The 17,234-nt window shown below is 74.3% G+C and carries 13 protein-coding genes; 6 read left to right on the forward strand and 7 right to left on the reverse strand.

The features are described from left to right. Positions 1 to 223 precede the first annotated feature (223 nt). Both IE311_RS05580 and IE311_RS05585 read left to right on the forward strand, forming a co-directional pair. The gene (locus IE311_RS05580; RefSeq protein WP_189830442.1) at positions 224 to 2,290 is read left to right on the forward strand and encodes a SpoIIE family protein phosphatase; all 2,067 of its coding nucleotides are present in this window, start codon (positions 224 to 226) and stop codon (positions 2,288 to 2,290) included. Then, a complete protein-coding gene (locus tag IE311_RS05585) occupies positions 2,287 to 5,055 on the forward strand; it encodes a SpoIIE family protein phosphatase (protein ID WP_189830443.1) in 2,769 nt (922 codons plus the stop codon). Before IE311_RS05580 ends, IE311_RS05585 begins: the two co-directional genes overlap by 4 nt. A 300-nt stretch (positions 5,056 to 5,355) precedes the next feature. Here IE311_RS05585 and IE311_RS05590 read toward each other — a convergent pair whose 3' ends face one another. Further along, positions 5,356 to 6,642 carry an amidohydrolase gene (locus IE311_RS05590; protein ID WP_189830444.1) on the reverse strand — a complete coding sequence of 429 codons (1,287 nt, stop codon included), beginning with the start codon at positions 6,640 to 6,642 and terminating at the stop codon, positions 5,356 to 5,358. A gap of 201 nt (positions 6,643 to 6,843) precedes the next feature. Here IE311_RS05590 and IE311_RS05595 point away from each other — a divergent pair, with 201 nt between their 5' ends. Further along, positions 6,844 to 7,629, forward strand: coding sequence for a GntR family transcriptional regulator (locus IE311_RS05595; RefSeq protein ID WP_189830445.1), 786 nt, complete (start codon positions 6,844 to 6,846; stop codon positions 7,627 to 7,629). Positions 7,630 to 7,644: 15 nt separating this feature from the next. On the opposite strand, the gene IE311_RS05600 is transcribed toward IE311_RS05595, so the two are convergent. Both IE311_RS05600 and IE311_RS05605 read right to left on the reverse strand, forming a co-directional pair. Further along, positions 7,645 to 8,778 carry a hypothetical protein gene (locus IE311_RS05600; RefSeq protein WP_189830721.1) on the reverse strand — a complete coding sequence of 378 codons (1,134 nt, stop codon included), beginning with the start codon at positions 8,776 to 8,778 and terminating at the stop codon, positions 7,645 to 7,647. A gap of 35 nt (positions 8,779 to 8,813) precedes the next feature. Then, the gene (locus IE311_RS05605) at positions 8,814 to 9,746 is read right to left on the reverse strand and encodes a 5-dehydro-4-deoxyglucarate dehydratase (protein ID WP_189830446.1); all 933 of its coding nucleotides are present in this window, start codon (positions 9,744 to 9,746) and stop codon (positions 8,814 to 8,816) included. 239 nt (positions 9,747 to 9,985) lie between these two features. Here IE311_RS05605 and IE311_RS05610 point away from each other — a divergent pair, with 239 nt between their 5' ends. Beyond that, a complete protein-coding gene (locus IE311_RS05610) occupies positions 9,986 to 10,795 on the forward strand; it encodes an NAD-dependent epimerase/dehydratase family protein (RefSeq protein ID WP_189830447.1) in 810 nt (269 codons plus the stop codon). 326 nt (positions 10,796 to 11,121) lie between these two features. On the opposite strand, the gene IE311_RS05615 is transcribed toward IE311_RS05610, so the two are convergent. Next, the gene (locus IE311_RS05615; RefSeq protein WP_229901744.1) at positions 11,122 to 12,141 is read right to left on the reverse strand and encodes an AraC family transcriptional regulator; all 1,020 of its coding nucleotides are present in this window, start codon (positions 12,139 to 12,141) and stop codon (positions 11,122 to 11,124) included. Positions 12,142 to 12,196: 55 nt separating this feature from the next. On the opposite strand from IE311_RS05615, the gene IE311_RS05620 reads away from it, so the two are divergent. Both IE311_RS05620 and IE311_RS05625 read left to right on the forward strand, forming a co-directional pair. Then, positions 12,197 to 12,436, forward strand: coding sequence for a hypothetical protein (locus IE311_RS05620; protein ID WP_189830448.1), 240 nt, complete (start codon positions 12,197 to 12,199; stop codon positions 12,434 to 12,436). 36 nt (positions 12,437 to 12,472) lie between these two features. Next, positions 12,473 to 13,705 carry a TerD family protein gene (locus tag IE311_RS05625; RefSeq protein WP_189830449.1) on the forward strand — a complete coding sequence of 411 codons (1,233 nt, stop codon included), beginning with the start codon at positions 12,473 to 12,475 and terminating at the stop codon, positions 13,703 to 13,705. Between the two features lie 106 nt (positions 13,706 to 13,811). On the opposite strand, the gene IE311_RS05630 is transcribed toward IE311_RS05625, so the two are convergent. Genes IE311_RS05630 through IE311_RS05640 form a run of 3 tightly spaced genes read right to left on the reverse strand, consistent with a single transcriptional unit; the run spans position 13,812 to position 17,071 of the window. Further along, positions 13,812 to 14,831, reverse strand: coding sequence for a 1-aminocyclopropane-1-carboxylate deaminase (locus IE311_RS05630; RefSeq protein ID WP_189830450.1), 1,020 nt, complete (start codon positions 14,829 to 14,831; stop codon positions 13,812 to 13,814). Positions 14,832 to 14,878: 47 nt separating this feature from the next. After that, on the reverse strand, positions 14,879 to 15,586 hold the full coding sequence (locus tag IE311_RS05635; RefSeq protein ID WP_189830451.1) for a GntR family transcriptional regulator: 708 nt from the start codon (positions 15,584 to 15,586) through the stop codon (positions 14,879 to 14,881). Between the two features lie 42 nt (positions 15,587 to 15,628). Beyond that, positions 15,629 to 17,071, reverse strand: a complete 1,443-nt coding sequence (locus IE311_RS05640) for an alkaline phosphatase PhoX (RefSeq protein WP_189830452.1) — start codon at positions 17,069 to 17,071, stop codon at positions 15,629 to 15,631. Positions 17,072 to 17,234: the final 163 nt, after the last annotated feature.

Genomic DNA, 17,234 nt, shown 5'->3' on the forward strand with positions numbered 1-17,234 from the left:
GCCGACCGTCCTCACCGACGGGCCTCGCCGAGTGTCCTCGGCGACCGTCCTCACCGGACGGAATCTCTCCGGTCGCCGAGGGCGGACGGCGGACGGTGCGGCACACCGCCGTTCCCGCACCCCGGCCCCCGTGCCCGCACCGCGCACGGGGCGCTCGCGGTGCGGGGCGACCGGCAGGCGGCGAGCATGGAAGGAGGCATGGGCGCGGCGGGAGGAGGGCAGTGTGACGGCTGGTTCCTTCCCGGGGACGACGGGGCGGGTCGGGATGCCCCTGGACGGCAAGGGTCTCCTCGACGTGCTCGGGGTCGCCGCCATCGTCGTGGACGCCCACGGACGGATCGTGCTGTGGAGCCCCCAGGCGGAGGACCTGTTCGGCTTCGGTGCCACCGAGGCCCTGGGCCAGTACGTGGCCCGCCTGATCGTCGGCACGGAGCACCGCGAGGAGGCGATGCGCCTCTTCGGCGAGGTGCTGCGCGAGGGCACGACCTGGGCCGGCACCTTCCCCGTACGGCACAAGAACGGCACCGTCCGGCAGGTGGAGTTCCGCAACATGCGGCTCACCGACGACCTGGGCGGTCTGTACGCGCTCGGCATCGCCGCCGACCACGCCGCCGTCGAACGGGTCGAGACCGAGCTGGCGCTCTCCGACCGGCTCGTCTCCCAGTCCCCGATCGGCCTGGCCGTCCTCGACACCCAGCTGCGCTACGTCCGGGTGAACCCGGCCCTCGAACGGATCAACGGTCTCCCGGCCGCCCTCCACATCGGGCGGCGGATCGGCGACATGCTCCCGAAGATCGACGCCGAGGCCCTGGAGGCCGCGCTGCGCACCGTACTGGCCACGGGGACGCCGCTGCTCGACCATCCCACCGTCGGACGGACCCCCGCCGACCCGGACCGCGACCACGCCTGGTCGGTCTCGTTCTACCGACTGGAGGGAACCGAGGACCGGGTCCTCGGGGTCGCCGCCTCGGTGATCGACGTCACCGAGCGCCACCGGGCGGACGCGGACGCCGACCGGTCCCGTCGACGGCTCGCCCTCATCGCGGACGCCTCGGCCCGGGTCGGCACCACCCTGGAGGTGGAACAGACCGCCGACGAGCTGGCCTCCGTGGTGGTGCCGGAACTCGCGGACATCGCCGCCGTCGACGTCCTCGACTCCGTCCTGGCGCTGCGCAGACCGGGCGCGCCCGAGGAGGGGCCCGAGCTGTTCCGGGCGCTCGCGGTGAAGGCCGCGGCCCGGACGGCCGCGCTGCCGGCGGCGGACCCGCCCGGGGCGATCACCATGTACGGGGCGGACCGGCTCGTCACCCGGTGTGTGCACACCGGCCTGCCGGTCCTGGTGCAGCACGTCGGCCCCGGCGACCTCTCGCGGATCGCGCGGAATCCCGAGGCCGCGGAGCTGCTCGCCCGGGCCGGAGTCCACTCGTACCTGGCGGTGCCGCTGATCGCGCGCGGCGAGGTCCTCGGCGCGCTCGACCTCAAGCGCGACCGCAACGCCCTGCCCTTCGACGGCGACGACGTCCTGCTCGCGACGGAGCTCGCGGCCCGCGCGGCCGTGAGCATCGACAACGCGCGCTGGTACCAGAGCGTGCGGAACTCGGCGGTGACCCTCCAGCGCAGTCTGCTGCCGGGCGCGCCCCCGGAGCGGGCGGGCCTGGAGGTCGCGGCCCGCTACCAGCCGGCACAGGCGTCGAGCGAGGTCGGCGGCGACTGGTACGACGTGATCCCGCTGCCCGACGACAAGACGGCGCTGGTCGTGGGTGACGTGATGGGAAGCGGGATCGACGCGGCGGCGACCATGGGGCGGCTGCGGACCGCCACCTGCGCCTTCGCGGACCTCGATCTCCCGCCCTCCCAGGTCCTGCGGCATCTGGACCGGATCACGGCGGGCCTGGAGCACTACATCGCGACCTGTCTGTTCGCCGTGCACGACCCGGTCCACGGCCGGTGCCGGATCGCGAACGCGGGCCATCTGCCGCCCGTACGGGTGCCGGCGGACGGTCCGGCCGAGCTGGTGGACGTTCCGCCGGGGGCGCCGCTGGGGGTGGGTGGCGGGACGTTCCGGACGGTCCGGGTGCCGTTTCTGCCCGGGGACCGGCTCGTGCTCTACACGGACGGGCTGATCGAGACCCGGCACGACGCGATCGACGAACGGCTCGCGCTGCTCGTGGGTCTCCTCGACAAGGCGCGCGGTCCCCTCGAGGAGACCTGTGACGAGCTGCTGCAGGCACTGCGACGGCCGGGCGCGCCGGACGACGTGGCGCTGCTCATCGCCCGGAGCACGGGATGACGGCCCGGCGGGACAGGGCGCGCGACACGGACCCCGGCGGGCGCGGGAACGGGCTCCGGAGCGTCGCCGGGCAGGTGTTCGCCCTGGAGGCGCTGATCGCGCTCCTGGTGATCGCGGCAGCCGTGTTCATCACGTTCTACCAGGCCCGCAGCGACTCCGAGCGGGACGCCGCGGTCCGCTCGCTCGCGGTGGCGGAGGCCTTCGCGAAGGCGCCCGGCGTCGACGCGGCACTCGTCTCCCCCGATCCGACGGCGGAACTCCAGGACCGGGCGGAGGCCACCCGGCGGGCCACCGGGGTGGACTTCATCGCTGTCCTCAACCGGGACGGTGTGCGTTACACCGACTCGGAACCGGAGCTGATCGGCCGCAAGGCGACCGGGGACCTGTCGCGCGCGGTGGTGGACGGCAACTCGTTCACCGAGCTGTTCCGGGGCGCGCCCAACGACGCCGTACGGGCCGTCGTCCCGGTCGTGGACGACCGGGGCCGGATCGTCGGCCTGGTCACCAGCGGGGTCGAGGTGGAGAGCATCACCCACGCGGTGCAGGGGCGGCTGCCGCTGCTGGTGGGAGCCGCGGCGGGCGCCCTGGTGATCGCCGTCGGCGGGGCCGCTCTGGTGAGCCGGCGGCTGCGCAGGCAGACGCACGGCCTCGGCCCGGCCGAGATGACCCGGATGAAGGAGCACCACGAGGCGGTCCTGCACGCGGTGCGCGAAGGCGTCCTGATCGTGGGACCGGACCGCCGGCTGCTCCTCGCCAACGACGAGGCGCGGCGGCTGCTCGGTCTCACGGCGGACGCGGAGCGGCGGCACGTCTCGGAGCTCGGCCTCGACCCCCGGACGGTCGAGCTCCTGGAGTCGGGCCGGTCGGCGACGGACGAGGTGCACCGGGCGGGCGACCGGCTGCTCGCGGTGAGCGTACGGCCCACGCTCCCGGCCGGGCGCGAGTCCGGATGTGTGATGACGATGCGGGACACCACCGAGCTGGCGGCCCTGACCGGCCGGGCGGCGGTGGCCCGCGGCCGGCTCCAGCTGCTCTACGAGGCGGGGGTGCGGATCGGGACGACCCTGGAGGTCGTACGGACGGCGGAGGAACTCGCGGAGGTGGCCGTGCCCCGGTTCGCGGACTTCGCGACGGTGGAGCTGCTCGAACCGGTGCTGCGCGGGGAGGAGCCGCCGGACTCCGCCCCGGCGAGCACGGAGATGCGGCGGACGGCGATGAACGGGCTCCGGCCCGACCAGCCGCTGCAGCCGGTCGGGGACACCGTGCGGTTCGACGTCCAGAGCACCCCGATGGCGAGGGCCCTGAACGCGGGGCACGCGGTGTTCCAGGCGGAGCTGGCGGCGGCCGAGGGCTGGCGGGAGCAGGATCCGGAGGGGGCGGCGCGGGCCCTCGCGTTCGGGATGCACTCGCTGCTCACGGTGCCGCTGCTCGCCCGTGGGGTGGTCCTGGGCATGGCGAACTTCTGGCGTGCGGACACCCCGGAGCCGTTCGGGGAGGAGGACCTGTCGTTCGCGGAGGAGCTGGCGGCGCGGGCGGCGGTCGCGATCGACAACGCCCGCCGGTTCACCCGGGAGCACGCCATGGCGGTGACGCTCCAGCGGAGCCTGCTGCCCCGGGTGCTGCCCGACCAGAGCGCGGTGGAGGTGGCGTACCGCTACCTCCCGGCGAAGGCCGGGGTCGGCGGTGACTGGTTCGACGTGATCCCGCTGCCGGGTGCGCGGGTGGCGCTGGTGGTGGGCGACGTGGTGGGGCACGGGCTGCACGCGGCGGCGACCATGGGGCGGCTGCGGACGGCGGTCCACAACTTCTCGACGCTCGACGTGCCGCCGGACGAGCTGCTCGGGCATCTGGACGAGCTGACGGCCCGCATCGACGACCGGGAGTCGGAGGGGCCGGAGGGCGAGGGACGGCGCCGTGAGGAGGGCATCACCGGCGCGACCTGTCTGTACGCGATCTACGATCCGGCGTCCGGGCAGTGCACGGTGGCGAGCGCGGGGCATCCGGGTCCGGCGTTCGTGAGTCCCGACGGGCTGGTCGACTTCCCCGAGCTGGCGCCGGGGCTGCCGCTCGGACTGGGGCTCGGCGACGTGCCGTTCGAGACGACCGAGCTGTGGCTGCCGGAGGACAGCAAGCTGGTGCTCTTCACGGACGGGCTCCTGGAGGACCGGGGGCGGGACCTCGACACGGGTCTGGGGCTGCTGCGGTCGACGCTCGCGCGCCCGGACCGGAGCCCGGAGCAGACCTGCGCGGATGTGCTGGCGACCCTCCTCTCGCCCTCGCCGCGCGACGACATCGCGTTGCTCGTGGCCCGGACGAATCTGCTGGACCGGGAGCGGATCGCCGAGTGGGAGGTGGCGCGCGATCCGTCGGCGGTCTCGCCGGTACGGAACGCGGCGGCGGCGAAGCTGGTGGAGTGGGGGCTGGAGGACGTGGCGTTCACGGCGGAGCTGGTGCTCAGCGAGCTGATCACGAACGCGGTGCGGTACGGCGCCGATCCGGTCCGGGTCCGGCTGCTCCACGACCGGACGCTGATCTGCGAGGTCTCGGACGCCAGCAGCACCTCGCCGCATCTGCGGCACGCGACGGCGACGGACGAGGGCGGGCGCGGGCTGTATCTGGTGGCGCAGTACGCGGAGCGCTGGGGGACGCGTTACGCCCGGCGCGGGAAGACGATCTGGGCGGAGCTGCGGGCGGGCACGGGCGACGCGGAGCCGATCGTGACGGCGGTGCCGGATCTGGACGCGTTGGAGGACCTGGCCTGGTGAGGAGGGGGGTGGGGGCAGGACGGGCGCGGCGCCGGCTTCGTGCTCGTCGACGGTGAGTGCCCGCCCCGGGCGGTGGTGGCCCTCCCCCTCCGCGACCCGGTGGTCCGTGCGGGCCGGGTGGTGGCGGGGGACGGCCGTCCGCTCCGACGAGCGGCCGCGGTACGGGGACGGCGGGCCGGCTCCGCCCCCGTACCGGATCGGTCGCGTGCCCCGGGCGGTGTCGTCAGGGACGCGTACCGCTCCGGCTTCGTGCGGCGGACACGGAGGACGGGCGGGAGGCCGGGCACCGGGTTCCGGTGTTCATCGCGCGTCTCCGGCGGCCGGCACGAGTGCGGGGTAGGTGTCGTCCGGGAAGGGGCCGACGATCCTCCCGGCGTGCAGCACGAGCAGCCGGCGGGGGTGGGAGGCGACGGCCTCGGCGACGGAACCGGCGGCGACCGCGACGAGGTCGGCACGGCTGCCCGGGGTGAGGCCGTGGCCGGTGAGGCCGAGTGCGGCGGCGGCCTCGCCGGTGACGAGGGAGGCGGCGGCGGCCAGTTCGGCGTCGGTCATGAGCCCGGCCCGCAGGCCGATGATCGTGGCGCGTTCGAGCATGTCGGCGGTGCCGTAGGGCCACCAGGTGTCACGGATGTTGTCGGAGCCCGCGAAGACCCGGACGCCGTGCTCGCGCAGCCTCAGGACCGGCGGCATCGGGCCGCTCGGGCCGTTGGTCATGATGGCGACCCCGGCGGCGGCGAGGGCGGCGGCGGTGCGGTCGAGTTCGGCGTCGTCGACCTCGCCGAGGGCGTACGCGTGACTGACGGCGACCGTGCCGCCGAGGCCGATCGCGGCGGTGCGGGCGGCGATGTTCCGCAGCTGGGCGGTGCCGGTCTCGCCGCCGTCGTGGAGATGCAGGTCGATGCCCTTGCCGTGGCGCTCGGCGAGTCCGAAGACGATGTCGAGCTGACCGTCGGCGTCACCGTCGAAGCCGACCGGGTCGAGGCCCCCGACGAGGTCGGCGCCGTCGGCGAGCGCCGCGTCGAGGAGGTCGGCGACGCCGGGGGCGGTGACGACCCCGCTCTGCGGGAAGGCCACGAGCTGGATCCCGAGCCGGTCGCGGAACTTCTCGCGCACACCGAGGAGGGCGTGCAGATGGTCGAGGCCGGTGTCCGGGTCGACGTCGACGTGCGAGCGGACGTGCCCGGTGCCGAGGGAGACCATCCGGCGGGCGAGGGCGGCGGCCCGCTCGGCGACGGGTACCTCCTCGGTGTGGCGGGACTCCCGTTCGGCGGCGATCTGCTCCCGCAGGGTGGCGGTGACGCGGTGCGGGCGCCAGGGGGCGCCGAGGAGGGTCTTGTCGAGGTGGGCGTGGCCGTCGACGAGGGCGGGCAGCAGCAGGGCGCCGCCGAGGTGGAGGGCGCCGGGAGGGGTGGGACGGCCCGGGACGTGGTCCTCGACGGCGCCGATCCGGCCGTCGAGGAGGTGGACGTCGGCGGTGCGGCCGTCGGGCAGGGTGGCCGCCACGAGACAGCCGGGCTCGGCGGCCGTGGGGCGGGGGCCGGCGGCTTCGCCGGGGGTGGGGGCGCCGGGCCGGGGTCCGGTGGACATGGTTCTCCTTCGCGGAAGCGGATTCCTTGGGGCTCGAAGGGGGCCGTGCCGGAATCTCCCCTGGTGAGCGCGGTGCAGCGTCAACGTATCTGGTATACCGAATACCGGGCAACGCTTTCGGGGCCGATTCGCCGGCGGCGCGAACGGGTCTGCGAAGATCGAGGGAGCACCACCCCCCGCGACCCGACTGGAGCCGCTCCCATGATCGTCCACAGCCCCGCCGCCCGCGGCACCGCCATCGGGGACACCCACCCGTCCCTGCGGGAGCGGGTCTACGTGGAGCTGCGCGAGCGGATCATCGAGGGGGAGTACCCGGCGGGCACACGGCTCGTGGAGCGGGAGATCGCCGACGGGCTGCGGGTCTCCCGGGTGCCGGTGCGCGAGGCGATGCAGCGCCTGGAGTCGGAGGGCTTCCTCTCGGTGCAGCCGCGCCGGGGGTCGGTGGTGACGGACTTCGGCCCGGAGGACGCCGAGCACCTCTTCGACGTACGGGAGAACCTGGAGGGCCTGGCCGCGCGGCTCGCCGCACGGCACGCGGGCCCCGCACGGCTGCGGGACCTGGAGCGGCTGCTGGCCCGCGCCAGGAGGGCGGCGGAGTCCGGACGGCTCCGCGAGGCCGTCTCCCTCAACGCCGACTTCCACCGGCAGATCGTCGAGCTCTCCGGCAACCCTCTCCTGGTGGAGCTGATGGCCCCGCTCGACTCCCGGCTGCGCCGGCTCTTCCGGCTCACCTCGGCGCAGTCGGACGGCGAGCCGATGTGCGGGGCGCACGAGCGGCTCTACGAGGCCGTCCGCGACCACGACGAGGACGGCGCGGAGGCCCTGGCCCGCGCCCATGTCGCGGACACCCGCGCCTCGGCCGCGCGCCTGCTGTCCGTCCCGCGGGAGCGGGAGCAGGAACAGGAGCAGGAGCAGACGCGGGAACAGGCGCGGGAGCCGGGGCGGGAGCCGGGGCAGGCACGGGAGCAGGCACGGGAGCCGGAGTAGGAACCGGAGCGCTCGCTAGCCGAGCTTCCGCAGGGCCGTCCGGACGGCGGCCAGATCCTCGTCCGAGGCCAGCCCGGCGTGATAGAGCCGCAGCTCGGTCGCGCCGGCGTCCAACGCCCGCTCCGCGGTGTCGGCCAGCCGGTCGGGGGCGCCGCCCATGCCGGTGACGACGGACAGGTTCGCCGCGAGGACGGTCCCCGGGCGCGCGTGGGCCGCGAACTCCGCGACGCGCGGCGGGCGGGCGACCACCCCGTCCGCGAGGCCCAGGACGTGCGCGGGGTCCGTGCCGGAGTCGGCGCCGCAGCGGTACGGGTCGGGGTCGGCGTGCAGCAGGACCCGGAAGCCGGGCGGGGCGGCGGCCCGTACGGCGGCCACGGCGGCCTCCTGGAAGGCACGGGCCGTCCCGGCGCGCCACGCGAGGGCGGGGGCCTCCGCGGCGCCGAGACCGCCCGCGGGTCCCGATCCGGTCCATACGGGTTCCAGGGCGGCGCGCACGGCGGCGGCCAGCTCGTCCGGGTCGGCGCCCCCGTCCCCGTACCCCTGCCGGCAGGAGGAGCAGAAGCAGAGCGACATCAGGTACTGCTCCCGCTCCCCCAGGGCGACGCCGCCGGTCTTGTCGTGGGCGTGCAGATGGGCGAGGCCGTACCAGCCGCAGGACTCCAGTTCGGTGCCGGCCGCGCCGGGCCGTACGGCGGCCTCGGCGGCCAGGTCGACGAGCAGGGCGCGCACCTCGGGACGGGCGACGCAGGGGGCCCAGGGGTAGCGGTCGCCGTAGGCGTTGACGACCGAGGTCTCCGGATGTTCGGCGCCGAGGCGGGAGTTGTGGGCGAGGACGACCCAGCTGTGCACCTCCAGGCCGGTGGCGGCGAGGGCCTCGGCGGCCCGTCCGTAGGCGTCGCCGGGGGCCCACTCCCCCGCCGGGTACGGGCGGAGCGGACGGCCCGCCCAGCGGTCCGGGTCCGGCGGGTAGAGCACGGCGGCGTGCTCGGCGGTGACGATCCGGTGGGCCGGATGGCGGGGGGTCAGCGCCCGGGTGGAGTGGTAGGCGGCGGCGAGCGTGACCTGCGCGATGCCCAGCTCCGCGAGGAGTCCCGGCGCCGCGGGGTCGCCGTCGACGTCCCAGGGGTAGACGAAGGCGCCGGCGCGCACCGCGCCCGTGGCGGCGGCACCGCCCGTGCTCCCGCTCATGCGCCGATCTCCTTCAGGAGGGCCCTGCCGCGCTCGACCAGCAGGACGAGTTCGTCGACGTGCTCGGGCGCGGGCTCGCTCAGCGGCGGCCGCACCCCGCCCACGTCCAGGCCTCCCCTGCGGACCGCCGCCTTGACGAGCGAGACGGCGTACCCCCGTCCCTGGGCGCGGAGTTCGACGAGCGGCCGGTAGAAGACGTCGACGAGCCGGTTCACGGTGGTGTCGTCGCCGGTGGTGAGGGCGCGGTGGAAGGCGAGGGCGATGTCGGGGGCGAAGCAGAAGACGGCGGAGGAGTAGAGGGTGACACCGATGCCCCGGTAGGCGGCGCCGGTGAGTTCGGCGGTCGGCAGGCCGTTGAAGTAGAGCAGGTCGAGGCCCTCGGCGCGGACGGCACTGACGATCCGCTGCATCAGGTCGAGGTCACCGAGGCCGTCCTTGAGACCGATGATCCCGTCGGTGCGGGCCAGGGCGACGGCGGTGGCGGGGGTGAGGATCGCGTTGTCGCGCTGGTAGACGATGACGTCGAGCGAGGTGGCGGCGGCGAGCTCGGTGTAGTGGCGGAGCAGCCCGGTCTGGTCGGCGACGACGAGGTACGGCGGCATGGCGAGGAGCCCGTCGGCGCCTGCCTCCTCGGCGAGCCGGGCGTACCGGACGGCGAGCGCGGTGCCGTAGCCGGCGCCCGCGACGACGGGTACGCGGCCCGCCGACTCCTCGACGGCGGCGGCGACGCAGTCCCGGAACTCCTCGGGGGTGAGGGCGTGGAACTCGCCGGTGCCGCAGCAGGCGAACACGGCGGCCGCGCCCGCGTCGACGCCCGCGCGCACGTGCGCGCGGAAGGTGTCGAGGTCGAGGGAGCCGTCCGGCGCGAAGGCCGTGACGGGGAAGAACAGCAGGCCGTCGAGCCGGCCGGCGAGCGGGGCAGTGGTCACGGTCGCTCCCAGGGAAGTCCGTCGTGCAGGGCCATCGCGTGCACGGTTATGACTGTCATCCATATTCTTGAACGCTGACGTCCCGCACGCTAGAACAGCACAGAACCACCGGTCAAGGAGAGAACACGCCGCATCGCACACTCTTGACGCTCCGTCGGACCGCTCCCTAGCGTGTCCACGGTTGTGAATTCCGCTCAGATGAATGCCGCGCATCCCGCTCGACGGAGGAGACCCGCTCCATGCCCGCACCCCGCACACTCCTGCTCACCGGCGCCGCCGGAGGCGTCGGCACGCTGATGCGGGAGCTGCTGCCCCCGTACGGCTACGAGCTCCGCCTCCTGGACGTCGTCCCCGTGCCCGGGGCGCCGGACGCGATCGTCGCCGACCTCGCGGACCGCGCGGCGCTGCGCGAGGCCGTCCGGGGCGTCGACGCGATCGTGCACCTGGCCGGGATCTCCCTGGAGTCGACCTTCGACAAGATCATGGCCGCCAACATCGCCGGGACGTACAACCTGTACGAGGCCGCCCGCGAGGAGGGCGTCCGGCGCGTGGTCCTCGCCTCCAGCAACCACGCCGTGGGCTTCACCCGCCGCCCGCGCGAGGGCGAACCCCTCGTCCCGGTCGACACCCCGCACCGCCCGGACACCTTCTACGGCCTCTCCAAGTGCTTCGGCGAGGACCTGGCGCAGCTCTACTGGGATCTGCACGGCCTGGAGACCGTCTCCGTCCGCATCGGCTCCTGCTTCCCCGAGCCCACCTCCGTGCGGATGCTGTCGATGTGGCTCAGCCCCGCCGACTGCGCCCGCCTCCTGCACGCCACCCTCACCGCCGAGGACGTCGCCCACACGATCGTGTACGGCTCCTCGGCCAACACGCGCGCGTGGTGGGACCTGTCCACGGCCCGGGCGCTCGGCTTCGCGCCGGAGGACGACTCGGAGGTCTACGCGGAGAAGCTCGTCGCCGACAAGGGCCACCCGCCGGAGGGCAGCGCCGACGACCTGTACCTGGGCGGCCACTTCTGTGTGAACCCGCCGCGCTGGCCGCACTGAGCCGGCCGGGAGGGATACGCAGGACCCGGCCGGACTGATACGGGGGAGCCGGCCGGGGCCCGGGTCACGGTGCGCGCTGGCGCCGGACCTCCCCACCGTAGGCCGGGAGAAAGATCATCGCGAGCCGCGGAACGCGGCACCTGTCCGGAATGCGCGGTGGGTTGACGCATGGAAGCACGCTGGTCGGCGAAGTACGCGCCCCCTCGCGCGCCCCGGCGTACGCCGGAAGCGCCCACGACCGCCGCCGGTCCGTACGCGCACGACCGCCGCCGGTCCGCACGCGCACGGTCCGGCGGCCGCCGACGCGGCCGGCCGGCGGCCCGACCTCAGCGGCAGCCGCGCAAGGTGCCGGACGGCGACTCGCCGTACTTCTCCCGGTAGCGCGCGGCGAAGCGACCCTGGTGGGCGAAGCCCCAGCGCCAGGCCACCTCGCTCACGCTCACCTGGTCCGGCGCGGCCGCCCGCAGCTCCTCGCGCACCCGGTCGAGACGGACCTCCCGTACGTACGCCATCGGGGACATCCCCACGTACTCGCGGAACGACTCCTGGAGGCGGCGCACGCTCACCCGGGCCAGGGCGGCGAGCTCGGTGGTCGTGAACGGGTGCTCGGGACGCTCCCGCACCGCGTCCATCGCACGCTTGACCGGTGCCGGGCGCCGGGGCTCGCCCGGGTGGGCCAGTTCCTCCCGCCAGGGGTGCTCGGCGGCCAGCAGCAACCCGTTGAGCAGCGCCTCCTGCAAGGGACGGGCCACCAGCTCGTGCCGGGCGAGGCCCTCTCCGGCGAGCGCCTCGGCGGCGACCTGGCGGGCGAAGCGCACCCAGCTCAGACCGGGACCGCGCGAGATGTCCAGCCGGGGCGCGAAGACGAGCGGGCCGCGGGGCGGACGGCCGACGAGCTGCTCCAGGCGGTCGCGCAGCTCGGCCGCCCCGATCTTCACCGACAGGGCCCGGCAGTCCCCGCTCCAGCGATCGAGGAAGGTGTCCCCCGCCGGGTCGAGCAGCAGCGCGTCGGTGGCGGTCGCGACGATCGCGGACCCGCCCTGGCGCATCTCCATCCGCCCGTCGAGCGGCGCGTTCAGGTGGTACGCGCCGAGCTCCCCGAAACTCATCCGCACATCGGCCCCACAGCTCAGGTCGCCGATGACCAGCGGGCCGAGCGCGACCGTGTCGAAGCGGGCCTCGAAGGGGCGCCGCTCCCGGTCGACGACATCCATGCGGTTCGCGTAGTAGCGGGCGTCGAGCTCCTCGCGCGCCTCGTCCACGTCCTGTGTCCGGAAACAGCTGCCGCCCACAGCGCCCCGTGCCCCCACCGGAACCACCGGCCCCTCCGCCCCCACTGCACCCATGGGTCGAAAGAATATTCATATGACGGATCTGACCGGGAACGGCAGGATGCCCGGCATGCCACGACCCCATGGATTCACGTACGAACAGCGCCGTGACGGCTCCGTCGTCCTCACCCATCTCGGCCGGGCCGCGGGCGTGCTGCGCGGCGGCCGCGCCGAGAAGTTCCTCGCCGAGGTCGAGTCGGGGGACGCCCAGCTCGTCATGGCCCGCTGGACGGGGTCGTACCGCTTCGGCAACGAGCGGCAGGCCAGGAACCACCCGCGTCATCAAGGTGGCCGAACCGGACGAGGGTAAGGGAACGGCAAAGGGACCCGGTTCGTTAGCCCTGGCATGACCGCTATGACCCCCGGCTCGAACATTCCTCTCACCGCCGCGCGCGTGGCGGTGGACGTCGCCGCCCCGGTGCGGCTCGACGTCTCGGGCCTGCTGCTCGGCGCCGACGGCAAGGTGCGCTCGGACGACGACTTCATCTTCTACAACCAGCCGTCCGGCCCCGGTGTCACCTACCGCTCCGGCGGCGGCACCGCCCCCGACGCGATCCTGGTCGACACCTCCGCCGTCCCGGCCGGCATCGAGAGGATCGTCGTCACCGCGAGCCCCGACGCCGCGGGCCAGACGTTCCAGGGCATCGAGCCCACGGCCACCCTCCGCAACGGGGACGACGGCAGCGTCCTCGCCACCTTCACCCCGCCGCAGCTGGCCACCGAGACCGCGCTGGTGGTGGTCGAGATCTATCTGCGCAACGGCGCGTGGAAGGCCCGCGCCGTCGGCCAGGGATACGCGAACGGCCTGGCCGGCATCGCCACCGACTTCGGTGTCTCGGTGGACGACGAGCCCGCCGCCGCCCCGCAGGCGGCCGCGCCGGTGGCCCCCGCCCCCGTCGCCCCGCCCGCTCCGGTGGCGCCCCCGGCCCCGCCCGTCGCTCCGGTGGACCCCCGTATCGCCGCCACCACCCCGGCCGCTCCCCCGGCCCCCGCCGCCGGCGGCAAGATCAACCTCGACAAGGGCCGGGTCAGCCTCCAGAAGAACCAGACCGTGTCCCTGGTCAAGGGCGGCCGCCCGCTGCTCTCCCAGGTCAAGATGGGCCTCGGCTGGGAGCCCGCGTACCGGGGCAAGGACATCGACCTGGACGCCTCCGTCATCGCGTACGGCCCGCAGCGCAACCACCTGGACAGCTGCTACTTCGGCAAGCTGTCCATCCTCAACGGCTCGGTGAAGCACTCCGGCGACAACCTCACCGGCGAGGGCGCGGGCGACGACGAGGTGATCGTCGTCGACCTCGGCCGGCTGCCGGCCGACGCCACCGGTCTGGTCTTCACGGTCAACTCCTTCTCCGGCCAGAAGTTCACCGAGGTCGCCAAGGCCTACTGCCGGCTGATCGACGCGGCGACGGGCGAGGAGCTGGTCCGCTTCGACCTGACCACCGCCGAGCCCCAGACCGGCGTGATGATGGCCAAGCTGATCAAGCAGTTCACCGGTGAGTGGGAGATGACGGCGATGGGCGAGTTCGTGAAGTCCCGGACCGTCCGGGGCATGGTGAAGCCGGCCGCCCAGGCACTCTGAGCGACCGGTCTCCTCGGCGCCCGGGGGCGTCCCGCCGACGGGCGGGGCGCCCCCGAGCCGAACTGGCCCAGGGGGTGTCCGGAACGTCCCGCCTGGCCGGACACCCCTAGGAGAACAGGGCGCTGTAGGCGTTGAGGGCGGGCTGGCCGCCGAGGTGGGCGTAGAGCACGGTCGAGTCCCGGCCGATCTCCCCCCGGTCCACCAGGTCGACCAGTCCCGCCATCGACTTCCCCTCGTACACGGGGTCGGTGACCATGCCCTCGGTGCGGGCGGCGAGCCGCATCGCGTCGAGGGTGGCCTCGTCCGGGATGCCGTACACGCCCGCGTGATAGCGCTCGTCGAGCTCCACGTCGGCCGCCGTGACCGGTCGCTCGACACCGATGAGGGCGGCGGTGTCCCGGGCGATCCGGGTGATCTGCTCATGGGTCGGAACGGGCTTCGCGGAGGCGTCGACGCCGATGATCCGGCGGGCGGGCCCGCCCTCCTCGGCCAGCGCGGCGAAGCCCGCGACCATCCCGGCCTGGGTGGAGCCGGTCACCGAGCAGACGACCACCGTGTCGAAGAGGACTCCGAGTTCGCGCTCCTGCTCGGCCACCTCGTACGCCCAGTTCGCGAAGCCGAGTCCGCCGAGCCGGTGGTCGGAGGCGCCCGCCGGGATCGCGTACGGCTTGCCGCCGCTCTCCTCGACCTCCCGCAGGGCCTGCTCCCAGCTCTCCTTGAAGCCGATGCCGAAGCCGGCCCGCACCAGCCGTACGTCGGCGCCCGCGAGGCGGCTGATCAGGATGTTGCCGACCTTGTCGTAGACGGAGTCGGGCCAGTCGACCCAGCTCTCCTGGACGAGGACGCAGCGCAGTCCGGCCCGGGCGGCGACGGCGGCGACCTGGCGGGTGTGGTTGGACTGCACCCCGCCGATGGAGACCAGGGTGTCGCAGCCCTGGGCGAGGGCGTCGGCGACCAGGTACTCCAGCTTGCGGGTCTTGTTCCCGCCGTACGCCACACCGGAGTTGCAGTCCTCGCGCTTGGCCCAGAGGGTGGCGCCGCCGAGGTGATGGGTGAGCCGTTCGAGGGGATGGACCGGCGAGGGCCCGAAGAGGAGCGGGTAGCGGTCGAAGTCGGTGATCGGCAAAGCGGCTCCCGGTGGGTGACGGCGGCTGGTCGACGGTCCTGGACGCGCTACGAGACGGGGCGTGCCGGGTCGACGGGCGCGGGGATGCCGGTGACCTCGGCCACCTCGATGGCGTCGTCCGCAAGCTGTTCGAGGGCCGCCCAGATCTCCGTGGTGACCCGTACCGCCCCCACCGCGTCCCCCGCCTCGCACGCGTCGATGAGCCGGGCGTGCAGTTCGGCCGACCCGCAGCTCCCGGCATCGCCGAAGAGGCGCCGCTCGACACGGCGGATCAGCGGGGTGTACCGCGCGATCGTGGCGGCGGCGGCGTGGTTGCCGCTGGCGACGACGAGGACCTGGTGCAGCTCGTCGTCGGCGTCGAGGGCGGCCTCGACGTCGGAGGCGCGGACGGCCGCCGCGAAGCGCTCGTTGGCCTCGCGCATGGCCCTGATGCCCTCGGGGCCGAGCAGCGGCACGCCCGTCCTGGCGGCGAGTTCGTGCATCACCCGCACCACCGAGGCGGCGTCCCTGACGACCCGGCTGACCGGCCGGGTGACCCGGGTGTAGCTCTGCGGCTTGGACTCGACGAGCCCTTCGTCGCCGAGCCGCACCAGGGCCTCGCGCACGGGTGCGCGCGAGAGCCCGAGCCGTTCGGCGAGATCGGCGTCCTTCAGCGGGGCGCCGGGGGCGAGGTCGCCGCGCACGATGGCCTCGCGCAGCGCCTCGTAGGCCCGGTCGCGCAGCAGGGTCCGGCCCACGGGCCGTAGTGCGTCCATGGACTGACATGTTAGATGTCAGTCCATGGAACTGACCAGGGGTCAGCGGCGGGGCTGACGCCGCCAGGGACCGGTGATCGCGACCATGATGCCCGGGTCCTGGATGTTGGCGAACAGCGTGTCACCGTCGGGCGAGAAGGTCACGCCGGTGAACTCGCTGCCGTTGAGGTCGTTCCGGGCGATCGGGTAGGTGCGGCCCGAGTCGGTCGCGCCGAAGAGGTGCTGGACGCCCTCGCCGTCCTCGGCGATGACGAGACCGCCGTACGGGGAGACGGTGATGTTGTCGGGGCCGTCGTAGGCGCCGTCCACGTCCGGGTTCGCGTTCACACCGAGCAGCACCTTGAGGGTGAGCGTGCGGCGCTTGGGGTCGTAGAACCAGACCTGGCCGTCGTGCGCGGCGCCGGGGCTCTCCTCGCGCGCGTAGGAGGAGACGACGTACGCGCCGCCGTCGGCCCACCACATGCCCTCCAGCTTGCGGGCGCGGGTGATCCGGCCGTCCGCGAACTGCTTGCGGACGGAGGTGGTCCGGCCGTCGCGGTCGGGGACGTCGACCCAGTCCACGCCGTAGACGGTGCCGATCCGGCCCGCCCGGGAGAGGTCGTCCACGAACCGGCCCGAGGAGTCGACGCACTTGGCGGCCTGGAGCACACCGGCGTCGTCGGCGAGGGTACGGAGCTTGCCGCGGCCGTGCTCGAAGCCCTTCGGCGGCACCCAGCGGAAGAGCAGTCCGTTGGGGTTGGAGGCGTCCTCGGTGAGGTACGCGTGCCCCCGCTTGGGGTCGATGACGACGGCCTCGTGGTCGTACCGGCCGAAGGCCTTGATCGGCTTCGGGTTCCGGTTGGCGCGGCGGTCGCGCGGGTCGACCTCGAAGATGTAGCCGTGGTCCTTGGTCATGCCGTTGACGCCGGCGCGGTCCGAGTTCTCCTCGCCCGTCAGCCAGGTGCCCCAGGCGGTGCTGCCGCCCGCGCAGTTGGTGGAGGTGCCGGCGATGCCGACCCACTCGGCGACGGTGCCGTCGCGGTGCACCTCGACGACCGTGCAGCCGCCGGCCGCCGCCGGGTCGTAGACGAGCCCCTCGGTGAGCGGGACCGGGTGGTCCCACTTGTCACGGGTGCCCTTGAGCTCGTGGTTGTTGACCAGGTACGTGGTGCCGCGCGGCCCGGCGAAGGCGGCGGTGCCGTCGTGGTTGGAGGGCGTGAACTCGCCGGACTCCAGCCGGGTCACCCCGCTGTGGGTGACGACGCGGTACGAGAACCCGGCGGGCAGCGCGAGCGTCCCCTCGGGGTCGGCGACGAGCGGACCGTACCCGAGCCGGTGGCCGTGGCCGTGACCGTGGTCGTGACCGTGGCCGGCCCCGTACGTCTCCGGGTCGTCGGCGGCGAGCGCCTCGGGCGCGGTGGCGAGAGCCCCGACGACGCCGGTGAGGGCGAGCCCCGCACCGGCGACGGCGGACTGCTTGGTGAACTCTCTGCGGTTGAGGGGCATGGTGTGGCGTTCTCCCTGTGCTGGCCCGGTTGTCGCGGGCCACCCTCCCGCGCCACCACGAACACCGCCTGAACGCCACGGGAACACCGCCCGCCGGACCCGCGGGCCGGACCCGCACCCACCCGTCTCCGGCGCCCCGCGACCGACGCCCGGGCCGTCACCC

This window comes from Streptomyces zaomyceticus (genome assembly GCF_014656215.1).
Taxonomy (GTDB): Bacteria; Actinomycetota; Actinomycetes; order Streptomycetales; family Streptomycetaceae; genus Streptomyces; species Streptomyces zaomyceticus.